Genomic DNA, 19034 nt, shown 5'->3' on the forward strand with positions numbered 1-19034 from the left:
GAATTAATCTATGAAAAACATAGTATACATAATGGTTATAGCATTGTTTTTTTCTTGTACAGAAAGTAAAGAAACAAGTTTTGCCCAAACCAAAGACATCAAGGTAGTTTCCCCAAATTTTACCGTAGATTCTATATTTTTTAAAAACAATGCTACCATTAACTTTAGAACTGCAATAGGCAATACAGAGCTAAGGTATACTACAGATACAAGTAACATTACTAACAACTCTAAACTTATTACAACTCCTTTAAAGGTAAATAAGTCTTCATTTTTAAAAGTAAAGGCTTATCATCCAGATTTTAAAGAAAGTGAAACTATTAAACTTCAATTAAAAAAAGTAAAACATTCTATTTCTAATGCCACGGTAACAATTAATCCTATGCCTAGTGATAGCTACCCTGCCAATGGCCCTAGTAGTCTTACCGATTTAAAAAGTGGCACCATTCAATTTAAAAAAAACAATACGTGGCTAGGTTTTAATACTAAAGAAGTAACTATTAAGGTAGATTTAGCAAAAGAACTTACACTTTCTACTATTACACTACATACGCTTACAGCACAAGGAGATTGGATATTTGCTCCTGAAGAGATATCTATTTACAGCGACTCTAAGTTAATTGGTAATTACAATAGTAAAAATGCTAGTTCGCAAACAAAAGAAAGTACAATCATAGATTTTATAGAAGTTCCTGTTACAACTAACACTTATTCTTCTTTTGCTATTACAATTAAAAGTTTAGACAAAATTCCTGCTTGGCATCCAGGAGCCAACAGCATACCTTGGTTTTTTATTGACGAAATTATTGTAGAATAATGCAGATACACCTTTTAACAATTCAGATAGGAAATTTACACCCATTGTTTGTACACTTACCAATTGGGATACTAACCTTTGCTTTTATTTTAGAGATTTATTTAAAAATTAAAAAGTCCAAACAAACAGATATTGCTAAATTAGCTTTAGGTTTAACTGCAATTACAGCATTATTTTCTTTAGGTACAGGCTGGCTTTTAGGAGACAATGGTGGTTATGACGAGCTTGCTTTATCTAGACATAAGTGGATGGCAGTTGGGCTAACCGTTTGTAGTATTTTACTTTTTGTTTTAAGAACACTACCTCATAATTGGTGTAAAAAAGTATATGTTCCTTTATTTTTAGTTACACTTGCTTTGTTAGGTATTACAGGCCACCTAGGAGGGAATATGACTCACGGAGATGATTTTCTTTTTAAGGAACATACCTTAAGTGAAGTTGCCATAGTAGACATAAATAAGGCTAATGCATATAGAGACATTATACAGCCTATTCTAGACTCTAAATGCGTTAGTTGTCACAATGCAAATAAAGCCAAAGGAGAGCTGTTACTTACCTCTAAGGCATCTATTATAGCTGGCGGAGAAAACGGTAGCATTTTAGACTCTATTAACGGAGAAGCTGCCTCTCTATTAACAAGATTACATTTGCCTTTAGATGATAAATTACATATGCCACCTAAAGGAAAAGTACAACTTACCGCAGAAGAAATAAGTTTATTAAAATGGTGGATAAAAAATAACAATTGTTTTGATTGTACTGTGGAAGAAACAGATGCTAGTCCGCAAACAAAATCTATTTTAAAAACACTAGAAAAAGACACCACAGCATTAGGAATATTAACTGCAACAGCAGAAATTGTACCCTTAGAATGGATTTCTAAAATGAATGCAAATGGTTATAGTGTTATACCTTTAGCTGAAAAGAGTCCGTTACTAATTGTAACATTAGCCAGTAAAAAAAATATAACTTCTAAAGATTTTAAATACTTAAACGAATACGCAGAAAACATTGTTGAACTAAATTTAGCATACACCAATTTTAATGATGATTTAACTAGTGCTTTACCTAAATTCAAAAACCTTTTAAAATTACAATTACAAAAAACTAAAATTACTTCTGCTGCTTTAAAAGATATTGAAAAGTTAAGCTTATTAGAATCTTTAAATTTATATGGCACTGCTGTTAAGAGTGATGCATTTGAACACATTAAAAAGTTAAAGAATCTAAAAAAACTATACTTGTACCAAACAGCTATAACTAAAACAGAATTAGCTAGTTTAAAAAAGGAAAAACCAAACCTTATTACAAAGCATTTAGCAGATACACTTTTTAATAATGCTGTTCTAAACAACCCATACATAGTAGATGCATCAGACTTTTTTAATGATAAACTAGATTTACAATTAGAACACGTTTTTAAAAGTGCTACTATATTTTATACAACAGATGGTACAGAACCAGATACTACTGCAACAAAATACACCTCACCTATTCGTATTAAAGAATCTAAAACAGTTAAGTTTTTTGCTTACAAAAAAGATTGGGTCCAAAGTGATGTAGTAACTGCTAATATTAAAAAAAGTGGATTGCTTTTAGATTCTATTTGGTTACAAAAAAAACCTCATGAAAATTATATAGGAGATGGTGCAAACACCTTAAAAGACTTAAAAAGGGGAACTATAAATTTTCAAGATGGATCTTGGCTTGCTTATCAAGGAGAAAACCTAAATACAACTATTGTTTTTAATGAACCTAAAAAAATAAGCACTGTTTCTATTGGCTCATTAACAAAACCTACCAGCTGGATTTTTCATCCAATAGGCTATAAAGTTTGGGTCTCTAACAACAACAAAGACTTTAAGTTACTTAAATCTATAAAATTACCTATTCCAAAAAAGTATGTAGATGATGCAATTGCCTTCTACGATATTACTTTTGAAGAAACCGAGGCTAAGTTTGTAAAAATTGAAGTTAAAAACATAACAAAAAACCCAGTTTGGCATCCAAATCCTGGAGGTCAAAGCTGGGTTTTTGTAGATGAAATTCTTATTAATTAAACTATTTCTGCACTTAAGCCTGCTTGTAATAGCTTACTACATCTTGGTTCTAAATCTTTATAATCACCTGTTTTTACAGTGCATTTACCTTTGTAATGTACTAAAAAAGCACATTGTTCTGCCTGTAAAGGTGTATGGTCGCAAGCATCTACTAAAGTATCTATAACATGATCAAATGTATTTACATCATCATTAAATAATACTATTTCATTGTTGTTTGCTACCTCTTCTTCTACTAATAGTTCTTCTAAATATTTTTCCTGATTACTCATAACCCTCTAACATTTATACTATCTAAAATACATATTTTACTGCAACCCAATTATTTTTTTCTAGGTTTTTTTCAAACTTTAATCCTACTTCATTACATTTTTCAGTAATTACAGGAATGTCTTCTTTGTAAAATCCGCTTAAAAATAAAATACCATCTTTAGTTAAACATTTAGCATACGATGGTATATCTGCTAATAAAATATTACGATTTATATTCGCTATAATAATATTGTATTTCTGGTCTTTTAATAAGCTAACATCGCCCTCAAAAACATTTATTTGATTGCAATTGTTACGCTCCTTGTTTTCTACAGCATTTAAATAACACCAGTTATCTATATCTATTGCATCTACAGAACCTGCATTTTTCATTGCTGCTAAAATTGCCAAAACACCTGTTCCGCTACCCATATCTAAAACCGATTTTCCTTTAAAATCGTGCTCTAAAATATGTTGTAACATCATATGTGTAGTCTCATGATGCCCGGTACCAAAACTCATTTTTGGTTCAATAACAATATCAAACTCGGTATTTGGTTTTTCGTGAAAAGGGGCACGTACAGTACAGATATCCTCTACTACAATTTTCTCAAAGTTTTTTTCCCACTCAGAGTTCCAGTTTTGTTGTTCAATTTCTTTAAAGTCGTAACTAATATTAAAGTTCTCATTCGTTAATATTTGCACATCTTTTACACTATCTTCTTTCCAAAGATCTTTTAAAATATACGCTTGTACTCCTTCTTCATTTTCTACAAAACTATCAAACCCAATTTCGCCTAATTGCGCAATTAAAATGTCTGATGCTGGTTGCAATGGTGCAACTGTAAAATTGTATTCTATATAGATTAGATCTGCCATTGTGTACTTGTATCTGTAAACTTGTTTTTTTAGAAATACAAAGGTACTATTATATTGCTTCTATTATAGCAATAAAATCGTCTGCTTTTAATGCTGCGCCGCCAATAAGGCCACCATCTACATCTACTTTAGAGAAAATTTCTTTAGCGTTTGCAGGTTTTACACTACCACCGTATAGGATAGATACAGCTTCTGCTATTTCTGTTGTATACTCGTTAGCAATAGTTTTTCTAATAAAAGCGTGCATTTCTTGCGCTTGTTCTGGAGATGCAGTTTCACCTGTACCAATAGCCCAAACAGGCTCGTAAGCTAAAACAATTTTAGACCAAGCTTCTGGCTTTAGGTTAAAAAGTCCGTTTTTTAATTGAGATGCTACTAAGTTAAAATGATTGTCAGATTTACGATCTTCTAACTCTTCACCAAAACAGAAAACAACTCGTAAATTCTTTTCTAAAGCTGTAATTACTTTTTTAGCTAAAATCTCATCTGTTTCACCAAAATAAGCTCTACGTTCAGAGTGACCAATAATTACAGTATCTACACCTATATCTAACAACATATCTGCAGATATTTCTCCTGTGTAAGCACCATTTTCTGCAAAGTGCATGTTCTGTGCAATTACTTGTATTGTAGAAGAATTAACATCTTGTACTGCTGCTGCTAAATTAACAAATGTAGGTGCTACCATTACTTCTGCATCTGTGTCTGGTAATTTACCTGCTAGCTCTGCTAATAATGCATTAGTTTCTGTTAAAGTCTTGTTCATTTTCCAGTTACCTGCAACTATTTTTGATCTCATTTTATGTGTTTTTATGCGTTAAATATCAATCTAAGATATCAAAGATAACACATAATATTTGTATCACTTAATCATTTAGTATTAGTAACAAATAACTATCTAATCCTTAAAAAAAGAGCCTTAAGATGATAAATATTTAAAGATTTTTGCTTTTTATTGGAATCCAAACTTCTTCTTCTGATTTAGGGTTTGCTGCACCTAAGTACCTTTTATCTAAAAACTCAAAATGTGGTCTATTATCTAATTGATAATTAGAATTAGGCATCCATTCAGAAAAAATATATTGAAAAGTGTTTGAAAAGTCTTTAGCCATACCTCTGTGAATAAACACAGCATACAAACCTCCTTGAAGATGCAACACATCCATATTCTCTGGAATATCTTGTGGTTCTGGCACAGCTACAGCTGCCCATTTTTTAAATGTTGCAGCAGGATTAAAATTTGAAAAAGAATACGACTCTCCGTATTCTTGAACCGAATAATACTCACCTATTATATGGTTAGCTATTTCTTCTCTCCTACACATAAAGCTTTTCCAGTGAGCAACATTATCCATAGTAAGTACAGAAACCTCCTTTTTTATACCTACTAAAATTCTTGATTCTAGTTCTTTTATTTCTGGCGTTGTACTTACTAAATTTTTCATTCTTATGCTGTAATAATTTCTATAGTACTTTTGTGTGTTAAAATCTCTTTAATAAAACTATCGTTGGTTTCTGGGCTAATATAAAGCTCGTTATACTTACCATATTTTATAATTAACCCTTTGCTTGCTGTGGCAGGTTTAAGACCAACCCAAAGTGTTCTTCCTTTTATAATTTGGTGTATTTCTACTATAGGAACATTGCCTTTTATAGGTCCGCTCTTATAATTTAAAGTAGTAGAAGTTAGCTTGTAGCTTGTTCCAAAAAATATCCATAGTAAAAGACATAAAACCAAGCTTGTTATAATAATACTTATAACACCATCTGTAGTTGTCGTATTTTCTAAAAGGCATAAATAAAGTATAAAAAATAGCAGTGCAACAATAGCAATCATTACACTTTTAAATAAGCTATCTTTTCTACTTTTAAAAATCATTTTAAAACTTTAAATCGTCTACATCATTGTAGTGTACTTTTTGTTTAATTGTACCTTTTTCTAATACTAAAACAGCAGGGTTAGAACGTACAATTGTTTTTAAGGCAGTTTCATCTGTAAAATAAAAACTAAAATCTAGATTGTATTTAGCTACTATTTTACCAGACAACTCGTCGTTAGAAGCAGACATACCAATTACTTTGTACCCTTTAGCTTTTGCCTTATCTGTTACTGTCTTAATTGCCGTAAAAGCATCATAATCACTCTTAGCTAAATCATATGCAATTACCATTACCAACTTATCTTCTTGCAGTAAAGATTCTGCAAAATTTTCTCCTTCTTGTTCTATTGTAAAATCGTGTATGGGTGGCTCATAGCCTTTTTGTATTTCTGTGGTTTCTACACTAACATACTCACCGTCTACTGTTGGATAATCTCCTTGTGTAACGTATATTTTTTCTTCTCCGTTTACATTAAACTTCCATTCGTAATTAAAAATAGCTTGTGGAGCATTTTCTGGCATAGACATACCTTCTTCTATATTTGCACCTATTTTATATGGCCTAAAATCTACAACTGGTAAATGGTTTAATACGTGGTTTGCAAAAAGAACACAACCAAGTAAAGCCAATAAAACAATACCTCTTCTTATGTTATAGTTAGCAATAGAATTAACATATTTTATACCTACAGTTAAAACTATTATTAACACCAACAACGCAATGTCTTTATAGAAAGATTGCCAAGGGGTTAATTTTATGGCGTCTCCAAAACAACCACAATCTGTAACTTTATTAAAATAAGCTGAATAGAAGGTTAAGAATGTAAAAAAGACAATCATCCCTAACAAACTATACACCGTAAATTTTGGTCTATATCCTACCAAAAGCATAATACCAAGTAGTACTTCTAAAATTACAACTACAATAGAAATAGATAAGGCGTGTGGCTCTAGAAAAGGAATATTTAAAACACCTTGACTAAAATATTCTTCTAATTTAAACGAAAAACCAACTGGATCGTTAAGTTTTATAAGACCACTTATAATAAATAATATACCAACTACCCACCTACTTAAACCTACTATATATTTCATAAAATAATATAAAATTGAAAAAATACTACTTAAAAGTTAATCATTATAACTTTTAACTTTTGCTTTTATTTTTTACCCGTTTAAGTGAATTAATGCAAAAACCGAATAATTAATAATATCCTGGTAATTAGCATCTATACCTTCACTTACCAAAGTTTTACCTTTATTATCTTCTATCTGCTTTACACGCAGTAACTTTTGCAAAATAAGATCTGTTAAAGAACTAACACGCATTTCTCTCCAAGCCTCACCATAATCGTGATTCTTATTTTCCATTAGTGTTTTAGTAATAGTAATATGCTTATTATACAATTCTACTGCTGCAGTAACATCTAAATCTGGTTGTTCTACAATGCCTTTTTCAATTTGCACCAAAGCCATAATAGCATAGTTTATAATGCCTATAAATTCAGATTTTTCTCCCTCATCTACCTTTCTAACCTCATTTTCTTGTAATCCGCGTATGCGTTGTGCTTTAATGTAAATCTGGTCTGTTAAAGATGGTAAACGTAAAATGCGCCAAGCACTACCATAATCTTTCATTTTTTTCTGAAACAGCTCACGGCATTCTTTTATAACCGCATCATATTGTTCTGAAGTATTCTGCATTTATCTTATCTAATTTGTGTAAATTTCGCTTAAAATTTTGAACTATTCAAAAGTAAGGGTTTTATCTTAAATCATTTATTTTTTATCAGTTTTAGAAAATCAATTTAACAAACAGTATGACAATTAATTGCAACGGAAATTTAATAGACTTATCTACGCCCAAAGTAATGGGTATTTTAAATCTTACACCAGATTCTTTTTATGATGGTGGAAGCTATAAAGATGAAAAATCTATTTTATTACAGGTTGATAAAATGCTTAAAGACGGTGCTACTTTTATAGATGTTGGTGCATATAGCTCTAGGCCAAATGCAACCAATATCTCTGTTGAAGAAGAAATTAGTCGTATTGTACCTATTGTAAAACTATTAATCAAAGAGTTTCCTTCTATTTTACTTTCTATTGACACTTTTAGAAGTGCTGTTGCAAAAGCTTGTTTAGAAAATGGCGCTACACTAATTAACGACATTTCGGCTGGTAGTTTAGATGATGAGATGATGAGTGTTATTGCAGCATATAAAGTTCCTTATATACTTATGCATATGCGTGGCACACCTGCAACAATGCAACAACTAACAGAATACACAGATGTAACTTTAGATATTAAGCATTATTTTGCTGAAAAAATAGCTAAAGCAAGAGCCAAAGGAATTATAGACATAATTATAGATCCTGGTTTTGGTTTTGCAAAAACAACTGCGCAAAATTTTACCCTTTTACAAAATTTAGATCTATTTAAAAGCATAGATGTACCTATATTAGCAGGGTTAAGCAGAAAATCTATGATTTATAAAACACTAGACACTACTGCCGCAAATGCATTAAACGGCACAACAGCATTAAACACTATTGCACTGACCAAAGGAGCTGGCATTTTACGTGTGCACGACGTTAAAGAAGCTGTTGAATGTATTGCACTAACTAATGCTTTAAAGTTTAATGAATAGATGTAATTTCATTCTTCATTTTTTTATAATTTTACAAAAACCCGTTATACTTGGATTTTCTAAATTTTCTTGATTTTAAAATAACAGATGTTATAGACATTATTTTAGTGGCTGTATTACTGTACTACATTTATAAACTAGTACGTGGTTCTGTTGCTATTAATATTTTTATAGGTATTGTTATTGTATGGGCACTTTGGAAACTTACCGAATTGCTAGATATGAAAATGATAAGCAGTATGGTTGGTGGCTTTATGAACATTGGTTTAATTGCCCTTATTATTGTTTTTCAGCAAGAATTGCGTAAGTTTTTATTAATGATAGGCTCTACTAATTTTGCCAATAAGCGTAACTTTATAAAACACTTTAAGTTTTTAAAGCAAGAAGCTATGACATCTGATACAAATGTAGAAGCTATTGTAACTGCTTGTGATAAAATGGGCAAAACTAAAACAGGAGCTTTATTAGTTTTAGAACGTACCAACTCTTTAGATTTTGTAAAAAGTTCTGGAGATAAAATGAATATTGAGGTTACACAACCTATTTTAGAAAGTATTTTTTATAAAAACAGCCCTCTGCATGATGGTGCTGCTGTATTGGTAAACAATACCATTGTTGCCACTAGAGTTATTTTACCTGTCTCACAAGAACGTACAATACCTTTACGTTTTGGATTAAGACATAGAGCAGCCGTTGGTATTACAGAAAAAACAGATAGCTTAGCTCTTGTTGTTAGTGAAGAAACTGGCGCTATTTCTTACATAAAAAACGGAGAGTTTGTACTTTACAAAGATTTAGACGAACTTACGAGTCTTATTAAAGAGGACTTAATATCTTAAAATGAATTGTAAAAATTGTGCAAATAATCTACAAACAGATTATTCTTTTTGTCCAGATTGTGGTGCAAAAGTGATTAGAAATAGGCTTACTATTAAAAATTTACTTAGTGACATTACAGAACGTTACTTTAACCTAGATAACACTTTTTTACGTACTTTTTTACATTTATTTACAAAACCAGATGTTGTTATAAATGGTTATGTAAACGGTACCAGAAGAAAGTATTTGAACCCTATTAGTTATTTTGGTATTGCTTTAATGCTAGCTGGTTTCTTAATGTTTTTTATGCGTAAGGTTTTTGATTTTGAAATGGATCTTGATGCTTTTGACCAAGGAATGAATCCTGAGTTTACTAAAAAAATGATAGATGTAATATATGATTACTCTTCCTTATCTTTTATAAGTTATATTCCTGTTTTTTTAATTGTAGGCCTCATTACATTAAACAAAAGAAAACACATACTAGCAGAATATACAATTAGTGTAATTTATAGCTTAGCACAATGGAGTATTTTGTCTTTTTTTACAAGTATGTTTATAATTGCCTACTTCCCGGAATCATTCACAAACTACAGCCTTACTGCATTATTATTTATGATTTTATATTTTCTTTATGTTCAGCAAAAGTTAAATAAGTATTCTGCTTGGCAAATAATTTACAAATCAGTATTATTTACAGGTATATTTTTTACAATATTTATGGGGCTAATACTTTTTATTATGATAGTGGGTTTTGCAACTGGAAATTTAAACCCTGCAGATTTTGTTCCTGCAAAATAATTTAAGCTACGTCTTCTGCTAAAAATTGTGCTTGGTATAAGCTCTTGTAGTAACCACCTTTTTTAAGAAGTTCTTTGTGTGTACCGCTTTCTATTATAGCACCAGCATCCATAACAATAATCTTGTCTGCTTTTTTAATAGTTGCTAAACGGTGCGCTATAACTATAGATGTTCTGCCTTGTGTTATTTTTTCTGTCGCTTTCTGTATTAATTGCTCTGAGTATGTATCTACAGAAGATGTTGCCTCATCTAAAATTAAAATACTAGGTTTACTAACATATGCACGTAAAAAAGCTAGTAGTTGTCGTTGTCCGCTAGACAACATAGACCCACGTTCTTTTACATTGTATTGGTAACTATTAGGCAGACTAGTAATAAAATCGTGTACAGATATTTCTTGTGCTGCTTGGGTTATGGTTTCTAGGGTTATATCTTCATTCTTTAAAGAAATATTATTCTCAATAGTATCAGCAAATAAAAATACATCTTGTAAAACAATGGCTATTTTCTCTCTTAAAGATGCTAGTTTATAATCCTTAATATCTACGCCATCTACCAAAATTTGACCCGAATTTATTTCATAAAAACGATTTAATAAATTAATAATAGTGGACTTACCTGCACCAGTTGCACCAACAATAGCAACAGTTTCACCAGCTTTAACATCAAAAGAAATTCCGTGTAATACTTCTTCTCCTTCTACATATCCAAAATGAACATTTTTAAATGAGATATCTCCTTTTATAGAAGGTTTCTCAAAAGATCCTTCATTTGTAATTGTGTCTTCTCTGTCTAAAATTGCAAAAACTCTATTTGCAGCAACCATTCCCATTTGCAATACATTAAACTTATCTGCTATTTGGCGTAATGGCCTAAACAGCATTTGTGATAATTGTATAAACATAAAAATAGTACCTAACTCATCTACATTATTATTTAGCACAACGCGTAAACCACCATACCAAACAATTAATCCTATAGCTACAGAAGAAACAATTTCTGCTATTGGAAAAAAGATAGAATTATACCAAACCGTTTTTAACCAAGCATTTTGGTGCTTCTCATTAATTAATCTAAACTTTTCTTGCTCTATTTTTTCTCTATTAAATAACTGAACAATTTTCATCCCTGTGATACGCTCTTGTACAAATGTATTTAGATTAGATACCTGACCTCTTACATCTATAAAAGCACCTTTCATTGCTTTTTGAAAAACTTTTGTTGCATATAATATAATTGGCATTATAGCAAACACTATTAAAGCCAGTTTCCAACTATAAAAAAGCATAACACCAGCAACAACAACCATTTTAAGAAGGTCAGACACAATCATAAAAAAACCTTGGCTAAAGATTTCTCCTATACGTTGTATGTCTGTAACAGCACGTGTTACCAATAAACCCACAGATGAATTATCGTAATACTTCATCTTAAAACTAAGCATATGCTTAAAGAGTTTTATTCTAATATCTTTAATAACAGATTCTCCCAACCAATTAGCATAGTACACAAAAGAAAGCTGACTAACAACTTCAAAAATTAACACAACCATCATTAAAACAATAAGGTTTAACAATAAAGATTGGTCTTTATTTTCTAAAGCTGTATTAACAATTTCTCTTAATAATACTGGGCTTAAAATTGCAAATACAGATAATAATATTGCAGCTAAAATAACTCCGTAAAAGGTAATTCTATAAGGTTTAATAAACTGTAATAATCGTTTTAACAACGTATAGTCAAACGCTTTTCCTGTATCTTTTTCTGTCTTTTTAGCCATTCGTTTTTTTGATAATATTTTCTGGGTACAAAACCTGAGTTAAATATAATGCTTTGGCTGGTACAGATGTACCTGCCTCTGCTCTACTTTTACTAGAAATAACAGTATGCATATGTTCTACTGTTATTTTACCAGTACCTACATCTAATAATGTACCTACAATGGCTCTTACCATATTGCGTAAAAACCGATCTGCAGTTATAGTAAATACAAATTTATCTTCTTTTTGCTCCCATACTGCTTTTTTAACATTACAGTAAAAGGTTTTAACATCTGTTTTAGATTTAGAAAAACACTCAAAATCCTGTCTTCCTAAAAGTAAAGCTGCTGCTTGGTTCATCTTACCTATGTTTAGTTCTTGCTTTACATAGTAAGTTGATGGTATTGTAAAAGGGTTTTTGTGTTGTGTAACCCAATATTCATAGGTGCGTTCTGTTGCATTAAACCTTGCGTGTGCATCTTCAGGTACATTAATTATATTTTGTACAGCAATATCATCTGGCAAAAAAGAATTTAACCTACGCACTAAATCTTCTTCATTAGCTATAGTTGCTACATTAAAGTGTGCATACATCTGTTTGGCGTGCACACCTGCATCTGTTCTACCAGCTCCCATTAAAGAAATTTTTTCTCTTAAAAGCGTACTAAATGCTTTTTCTAGTTCTTCTTGTACAGTTATTGCGTTTGGTTGAATTTGCCAACCATGGTATGCTGCTCCAAAGTATGAAAATGCTACAAAATATCTCAAATTGAATACCTATTTTTGTAAACCACAAAGATACTTAATATAAGTAAGATTTTAGCAGGCAGTTCTGGGTATTACTTTATTTTTAGATTACATTACAACACTACTTTTTAAAACCGATTATTTAGAATGACAAAAATTTTATTACTGTCTGATACGCATAGCCATATAGACGATACAATTTTAAAATATATTAAGCAAGCTGATGAAGTCTGGCACGCAGGCGATATTGGCAGCTTAGACGTTACAGATAAAATAAAAGAATTAAAACCATTAAGAGCTGTATATGGCAATATTGATGATGACAAAGCTAGATTAGAGTTTCCGTTAGATAATAAATTTACTTGCGAAAAAGTCTCTGTTTGGATTACCCATATTGGCGGTTACCCAGATAAATACAATGTGCGTATACGTGAAGAAATAAAGAAAAATTCTCCTAAAATATTTATAAGCGGACACTCTCACATACTAAAAGTAATGTATGACAAAAAGCTTAACCTATTACATATGAATCCTGGTGCCTGTGGCAAGCACGGTTTTCATCAAGTACGTACAATGTTACGTTTTACAATAGATGGCAGTGATATAAAAGACCTAGAAGTTATAGAAATAGGTAAAAAATAATCAGCAAAAATGATATTTATCAACAAATAAAAAGGTAAATATGTTAAAATTACACTAATTTTATTAAAAAAATGCCCACTTTACTTTATAATGGTTTTCTTATATTTAACTTAGAACTATTGTAAAAAACCTTAAAACAGCCTAGTCAATAAATCCCAAAAATTTATGAGTAATAGCCCCAATGTTACTGTAGTAGATTTAGAAACATACAGATCTAATCCCGACTTATACACTAACAAACATTATTATAAAGTCTGCATTATACATCCAAAAAGCATATTGCATTACCCTAATAAATCTGTAACAATAGATAAAACAGCACTAGTATTTACAAACCCTTTATTAGTATATAACTGGGAACCTGTTTCTAAAAAACAGATTGGTTACTCTTGCTTATTTAATCCTACTTTTTTAGCAACTAACACAACAGAGTTAGAGAAAAACAACCCATTATTTAAGGTTGATGCAAATAATGTTATTTATTTAAATCCTGATCAAGAAAAACATATAACCAGTTTATATCTAAAAATTAAAGAAGAATTAAATAGTAGTTACAAAAATAAAGAAGCCGTAGTAAGCAACTATATTAGCCTAATACTGCACGAAGCTCTTAAAATAAATTCTGATTTTGGCACAAATTCTCCAAAATGCGCAGCAAGTAGAATTACCTCTTTATTTATAGAGCAATTAAACAGACAGTTTCCTATAAAAGATGCAAACAAGACAATTTCTCTAAAAACGCCTAATGATTTTTCTACGTTTTTATCTGTACATATAAATCATTTAAACGACTCCGTAAAAAGCATAACAGGGAAATCCACATCTACCCACATAAAAGAAAAAATTATTGTTGAAGCAGAAAATATGCTCTACAATACAGATTTAAATATATCCGAAATTGCATTTTGCCTTGGATTTAAATACCCAAATAACTTTAGCAAGTTTTTTAAAACAAATACAGGTAAATCTCCTTTAGAGTTTAGAACTGTTACCCTTTGATATGCATATATTATAGTTTGATTTAGATACCTTTTTACGGATATGATTAAATAAATTTACTTTACAAACCAAAGTAAACCTATTTATGATTAACAAAATTAAGCTTGAAGGAAAAAGTAAAGACGAAATACTTAATCTTTTTGGCCAACCAACAAAAGGAGGTATTACTGATGTATGGACTTATAAAATTTCATCTAAACTAGCAAATGAAAATATAGATTCTACAGTTGTTATCTATTTTGACCCAGAAAATGGAGAAGTTGTTTTATCTGAAACCGAAGAAATAGCATCTTAAAATTAAAAAACCCGGGAACAACCCCGGGTTTAACGCACTAATATAACTAAGATGTTAGGTTTAACGCAAACGATCAACAGATTTTACAAGATCTTCATCCTTTTTAATGAACCTATTGGCTAGCACTAAAAATACGATAGAAAATAGTGGAATCAACATCCCAATACCCTTCTCAGAAACAACAGTTCCTCCGGATAAGTTTAGCGATCTGGAAACGAAAAATCCTAGTATAAAAAGATTACATATCATATTCAACCTGTTTACTACAAATTGATTTTTTCTACTTTTAAACAATAAAATGGCAATAAAAGCCAATGCTGCGGAAACATAAAACGCGATTGAAATATACGTTTCATTTTTGGCAAAAACAACAGTTCCGTCGTCTAATGTCCATAAACTTGCAAAAAAAGGAAGTACAGCTGCTAGTATAGCAACTATTAATAAAAACACAGTTTGTACTCTCTGAATCATATTTCTTTTTTCTTCTGACAAAAATAGCGTCTTTTTAAGATTTATCAATGAAATATTAAAAATAATTTGTAATATTGTCATATAATATTAGTAATATCGCTTACCGACAGGGACTTTCAAGTCCAAATAAGTACCCAAATTACACACTTCATTATTACATATTTTTTCAAAAAAGTATAACTTATTCAACATTACATGTTTGAGATTTCCGATTTAAAAGCAAAAAAGCTTCCTGAGTTACAGGATATTGCAAAAGGTTTAAATGTTCCTAAGTTTAAAACATTAAAAAAACTAGATTTAGTATACCAAATTCTAGACGTTCAAGCAGCTAACCCTAAAGCGGTAGAAGAAGTTGTTATAAAGGAACCAAAACTAAAAGAACAAGCACCTACAGCTAAAGTTAAACCTTCTGACAAGCCTAAACCACGTCCTGTAAAAAGAGAACGCGTTTTAAGAGAAAAGCCAAAACCAAAGGCTAAAGAAGAAACCACCACTACCTCTTCTACCGAAGAAGTTCAAAAAAAACAACCTGTTGCTAAAAAAGCTCCTATTGCAAGTAAAGCTCCAGAGGCTAAATCTGAAAAAGTAGCTTCAGCACCAGAAAAAAAGCCTATACACAAGAATAACAACACACAACAAGGGCAAAAAAATAATCAGCATAAAAATCAGCCTAAAAAACCACAACATCAAAAAACTCCAAGAGACAAAAGTAATTTTGACAAGGATTTAAAAAATAGATACAGAGAGCCTGAATTTGAGTTCGACAGTATTATTGCTAGTGAAGGTGTTTTAGACATTATGCAAGACGGTTATGGTTTCTTAAGATCGTCAGATTACAATTACCTTTCTTCTCCTGATGATATATATGTATCTCAGTCTCAAATTAGATTATTTGGATTAAAAACTGGCGATACAGTATTAGGAAATATTCGTCCACCAAAAGAAGGTGAAAAATATTTTCCTCTTATTAAAGTAAATAAAATTAATGGTATAGATCCACAAGTAGTACGTGATCGTGTTTCTTTTGAGCATTTAACACCATTATTTCCTCAAGAAAAATTCAATTTATCAGGTAGACAGGGTACTATATCAACAAGAATAATAGATTTATTCTCACCTATAGGAAAAGGACAGCGTGGTATGATTGTTTCTCAGCCTAAGTCTGGTAAAACTATGCTACTTAAAGATATTGCAAACGGCATAGCAGCAAACCATCCAGAAGTTTATCAAATTATATTATTAATTGATGAACGACCTGAAGAAGTTACAGACATGCAACGTAATGTTCGTGGAGAAGTTGTTGCTTCTACTTTTGACAAAGAACCAACAGAACACGTAAGAGTTGCAAATATCGTTTTAGAAAAAGCAAAAAGATTGGTGGAATGTGGCCATGATGTAGTTATCTTATTAGATTCTATTACACGTTTAGCACGTGCATACAACACTGTACAACCTCCTTCTGGAAAAGTGTTAAGTGGTGGTGTAGATGCCAATGCACTACACAAACCAAAACGTTTCTTTGGAGCTGCCCGTAACATAGAAGGCGGTGGTTCTTTATCTATTATTGCAACTGCATTAACAGAGACAGGCTCTAAAATGGATGAAGTAATCTTTGAGGAATTTAAAGGTACAGGTAACATGGAACTACAACTAGATCGTAAAATTGCTAACCGTAGAATATTCCCTGCTATTGACCTTACTTCTTCTAGTACACGTAGAGATGATCTTTTATTAGATGAGTCTACTATACAACGTATGTGGATTATGCGTAAATACCTTGCCGATATGAACCCTGTAGAGGCTATGGAGTTTATAGAACAACGTATTAAACAAACTAAAAACAATGAAGAGTTTTTACTAACAATGAACCAGTAATACAAACTTCTTGTACATATAAAAAAAATCCTGCTAATTAATTTTTAGCAGGATTTTTTATTTCCTGATTTTCAAATTAGTACAAAAAAGTGACTATATTTATGCGACCGTAAAATCCTATTAATATGACAACCTCCAAAAAAAAAATACTTCACTTTATTTTTCCTCTAGCACTTTTAGCAATTATCAGTAGCTGTAATGAACAAAAAAAAGAGCATGAAGAACAACCAGAACCAGTAACTGAAGTAAAACCACCGGCTCAAATAATTAGCACAAAAAAGGCGCAAGTACTTTTTGACACTTATTCCGAAAGAAGAGCTCCGCTAATACAAGAATATGAAGACAAACTAGATCCTAGTACAACTTTTGATGTTGCCAGATATGGTTATTACGACCTTGAAACTTTAAAAAACTACATCACTTTTATAGAGCAAGAAGCCAAAAAAGCAAATGTAAAAATTAGCAACTTACGTTTTTACCTGGCTAATTACCCAGATAGCAAAGAATACAAGCACCCTAAACAAAATACATTTTTTATAGCACCTACAACTACTGTAGACGGTAAAGACTACGCGTTTTCCGTAGTTACAGATGGCAAAACATACAAACCAAAGCTTTTAAAAGATAACTTTATTATAAAACCATTTAAGAAAACCACAACAGAAGAGGCTTCATTTTTTCCTAAAATTTCATTTTTTAATGACGATAATGAACAGAGTTTAATTCTGAACGAAACTCATATGGTCCCTCCTCCTTATCAAGAATAAAAACAATAAAACAACCTCAAAACTATTCTTTTTGAAGTTGTTTTATTTTTAAACCAAACTTATGCCAACATGGATTTCATTTATCATATTTTCCTCATATAGCATCACCCTAATTCTAGCACTTTGGCGATACCCTAAATATTATGACACAGAGTTAAAATATTATCCTGCATTAATTGCATATACCCTATTTACAGAGATTTTAGGCGCATTTTTCATGAAGTATCCAGATGCTTTTACCCTACCTATATCCAATTTTTACAACAACTACAACATCGTTATCTATAACATTTACAATATTGTGTTTTTCTTATACTTTTTTAATTTATACAAAAAATTTACATTAAACAAAACTCACAAAAAACTTATAAAGGCAGGAATAGTACTTTTTATTTCTTTAAGCATCATAAATATTTTTACACAAAATATACTTAAAGAAGGCCAAATTCTAACCTACATAACGGGAGGTATAATTCTAGTTATCATAATCTTAAATTATTTAAATCAAATAGACTGGCATCAAAACAAAAAAGAACCCATTAAAAATTTTATGTTTTGGTTAAGCTGGGGGTTACTTATTTTTTACTCCGGATATATGCCCATAAAATTATCTTATCATTTCAGAATAATACACAACCAAGAGAGCTATCTATTAATTAGAACATTACACTTATCTTTAGCTCCAATAATGTATCTCTGCTTTATTATCGGCTTTCTAAAAATGAGACGAAAATTAGTTAAAGGCTAAATTTATAAATGTAATATTGATCAATTACCGTATTCATTTTTTTACAGCGGAAGATTTGCAGTAACACTATACAGATATAGCAAATACTACAATACATAATTAAAGCATTACCCCATTTTAAATGCATTCAGCTTATCAATAGAAGATCTAGGTTGGCTTATAAAATACTATCCAGGCTTTTAACCTAACCATTACCATCATCTAACAATACTACAATATCTTTATTTACTACATATATAATATTGTGTTTTTTCTATACAAGCTCTACATTAAAAATAAAAGCAATATAAAAATAGGCATAACACCATTTTGCGCAGTCAGTATTTTAAATGTTTTTTTTTAATATTAGATAGTCAAACAATAACCTTGACCACTAGAAGTACAATACTTACACTAACCACACTTAGTTATTTAAAACAAATAAATTGGTAGCAAAACAAAAGAGCCTATTAAGAATATCTTGTTTTAGCTAAGCTGAGGATTGTTTATTTTTCTTATACAGGCTACTTACTAACAAAACCAACCTATTAGTTTTAGATCGATAAAAGATAAAGAGAGTTGTGAAATAATT

At 30.8% G+C, this 19034-nt stretch carries 20 protein-coding genes; 10 read left to right on the top strand and 10 right to left on the bottom strand.

Going from position 1 to position 19034, the window contains the following annotated elements; all coding sequences use genetic code 11:
• The first annotated feature begins 10 nt into the window (after positions 1-10).
• Entirely contained in the window at positions 11-817 is an 807-nt protein-coding gene (locus tag BT107_RS06595) for an FN3 associated domain-containing protein (protein WP_072303008.1), read from the top strand.
• Complete coding sequence (locus BT107_RS06600; RefSeq protein WP_072303009.1) at positions 817-2877, top strand: FN3 associated domain-containing protein; 2061 nt, start codon at positions 817-819, stop codon at positions 2875-2877. Before BT107_RS06595 ends, BT107_RS06600 begins: the two co-directional genes overlap by 1 nt.
• On the opposite strand, the gene BT107_RS06605 is transcribed toward BT107_RS06600, so the two are convergent.
• From BT107_RS06605 to BT107_RS06635, 7 genes are all read right to left on the bottom strand, one after another.
• Complete coding sequence (locus BT107_RS06605; protein ID WP_072303010.1) at positions 2874-3149, bottom strand: ATP-dependent Clp protease adaptor ClpS; 276 nt, start codon at positions 3147-3149, stop codon at positions 2874-2876. The two genes, BT107_RS06600 and BT107_RS06605, sit on opposite strands and share 4 nt — an antisense overlap.
• A 22-nt stretch (positions 3150-3171) precedes the next feature.
• Entirely contained in the window at positions 3172-4008 is an 837-nt protein-coding gene (gene prmA, locus BT107_RS06610) for a 50S ribosomal protein L11 methyltransferase (RefSeq protein ID WP_072303011.1), read from the bottom strand.
• A 49-nt stretch (positions 4009-4057) separates the two neighbouring features.
• On the bottom strand, positions 4058-4807 hold the full coding sequence (tpiA, locus tag BT107_RS06615; RefSeq protein ID WP_072303012.1) for a triose-phosphate isomerase: 750 nt from the start codon (positions 4805-4807) through the stop codon (positions 4058-4060).
• A gap of 136 nt (positions 4808-4943) precedes the next feature.
• Positions 4944-5453 carry a GyrI-like domain-containing protein gene (locus tag BT107_RS06620; protein WP_072303013.1) on the bottom strand — a complete coding sequence of 170 codons (510 nt, stop codon included), beginning with the start codon at positions 5451-5453 and terminating at the stop codon, positions 4944-4946.
• A 2-nt stretch (positions 5454-5455) separates the two neighbouring features.
• Complete coding sequence (locus BT107_RS06625; RefSeq protein WP_072303014.1) at positions 5456-5887, bottom strand: PH domain-containing protein; 432 nt, start codon at positions 5885-5887, stop codon at positions 5456-5458.
• A 1-nt stretch (position 5888) separates the two neighbouring features.
• Positions 5889-6983: a BT_3928 family protein gene (locus BT107_RS06630; RefSeq protein ID WP_072303015.1), complete on the bottom strand. Its 1095-nt coding sequence runs from the start codon at positions 6981-6983 to the stop codon at positions 5889-5891.
• Between the two features lie 72 nt (positions 6984-7055).
• Positions 7056-7592, bottom strand: coding sequence for a DUF1599 domain-containing protein (locus BT107_RS06635; RefSeq protein ID WP_072303016.1), 537 nt, complete (start codon positions 7590-7592; stop codon positions 7056-7058).
• A 116-nt stretch (positions 7593-7708) separates the two neighbouring features.
• On the opposite strand from BT107_RS06635, the gene folP reads away from it, so the two are divergent.
• The 3 genes from folP to BT107_RS06650 are packed head-to-tail and all read left to right on the top strand — an operon-like array spanning position 7709 to position 10159.
• Entirely contained in the window at positions 7709-8539 is an 831-nt protein-coding gene (gene folP / locus BT107_RS06640) for a dihydropteroate synthase (RefSeq protein ID WP_072303017.1), read from the top strand.
• 50 nt (positions 8540-8589) lie between these two features.
• Positions 8590-9378: a diadenylate cyclase gene (locus tag BT107_RS06645; protein ID WP_072303018.1), complete on the top strand. Its 789-nt coding sequence runs from the start codon at positions 8590-8592 to the stop codon at positions 9376-9378.
• Position 9379: 1 nt separating this feature from the next.
• Positions 9380-10159, top strand: a complete 780-nt coding sequence (locus BT107_RS06650; RefSeq protein ID WP_072303019.1) for a DUF3667 domain-containing protein — start codon at positions 9380-9382, stop codon at positions 10157-10159.
• A gap of 1 nt (position 10160) precedes the next feature.
• Here BT107_RS06650 and BT107_RS06655 read toward each other — a convergent pair whose 3' ends face one another.
• Positions 10161-11939, bottom strand: coding sequence for an ABC transporter ATP-binding protein (locus BT107_RS06655; protein WP_072303020.1), 1779 nt, complete (start codon positions 11937-11939; stop codon positions 10161-10163).
• Complete coding sequence (truA, locus tag BT107_RS06660) at positions 11932-12687, bottom strand: tRNA pseudouridine(38-40) synthase TruA (RefSeq protein WP_072303021.1); 756 nt, start codon at positions 12685-12687, stop codon at positions 11932-11934. Before truA ends, BT107_RS06655 begins: the two co-directional genes overlap by 8 nt.
• A 126-nt stretch (positions 12688-12813) precedes the next feature.
• On the opposite strand from truA, the gene BT107_RS06665 reads away from it, so the two are divergent.
• The 3 genes from BT107_RS06665 to BT107_RS06675 all read left to right on the top strand — a co-directional run bounded on the left by BT107_RS06665 (position 12814) and on the right by BT107_RS06675 (position 14602).
• The gene (locus tag BT107_RS06665; protein ID WP_072303022.1) at positions 12814-13308 is read left to right on the top strand and encodes a metallophosphoesterase family protein; all 495 of its coding nucleotides are present in this window, start codon (positions 12814-12816) and stop codon (positions 13306-13308) included.
• Between the two features lie 165 nt (positions 13309-13473).
• Positions 13474-14307: a helix-turn-helix domain-containing protein gene (locus BT107_RS06670; protein WP_072303023.1), complete on the top strand. Its 834-nt coding sequence runs from the start codon at positions 13474-13476 to the stop codon at positions 14305-14307.
• 85 nt (positions 14308-14392) lie between these two features.
• Positions 14393-14602, top strand: a complete 210-nt coding sequence (locus BT107_RS06675) for a hypothetical protein (RefSeq protein ID WP_072303024.1) — start codon at positions 14393-14395, stop codon at positions 14600-14602.
• Positions 14603-14662: 60 nt separating this feature from the next.
• Here BT107_RS06675 and BT107_RS06680 read toward each other — a convergent pair whose 3' ends face one another.
• Positions 14663-15073, bottom strand: a complete 411-nt coding sequence (locus BT107_RS06680; RefSeq protein ID WP_072303025.1) for a DUF4293 domain-containing protein — start codon at positions 15071-15073, stop codon at positions 14663-14665.
• 195 nt (positions 15074-15268) lie between these two features.
• Here BT107_RS06680 and rho point away from each other — a divergent pair, with 195 nt between their 5' ends.
• Positions 15269-16948, top strand: coding sequence for a transcription termination factor Rho (gene rho, locus BT107_RS06685; RefSeq protein ID WP_072303026.1), 1680 nt, complete (start codon positions 15269-15271; stop codon positions 16946-16948).
• Positions 16949-17073: 125 nt separating this feature from the next.
• Complete coding sequence (locus BT107_RS06690) at positions 17074-17715, top strand: hypothetical protein (protein WP_072303027.1); 642 nt, start codon at positions 17074-17076, stop codon at positions 17713-17715.
• Positions 17716-19034 lie beyond the last annotated feature (1319 nt).

It is taken from the genome of Cellulophaga fucicola (genome assembly GCF_900119145.1).
GTDB lineage: Bacteria > Bacteroidota > Bacteroidia > Flavobacteriales > Flavobacteriaceae > Cellulophaga > Cellulophaga fucicola.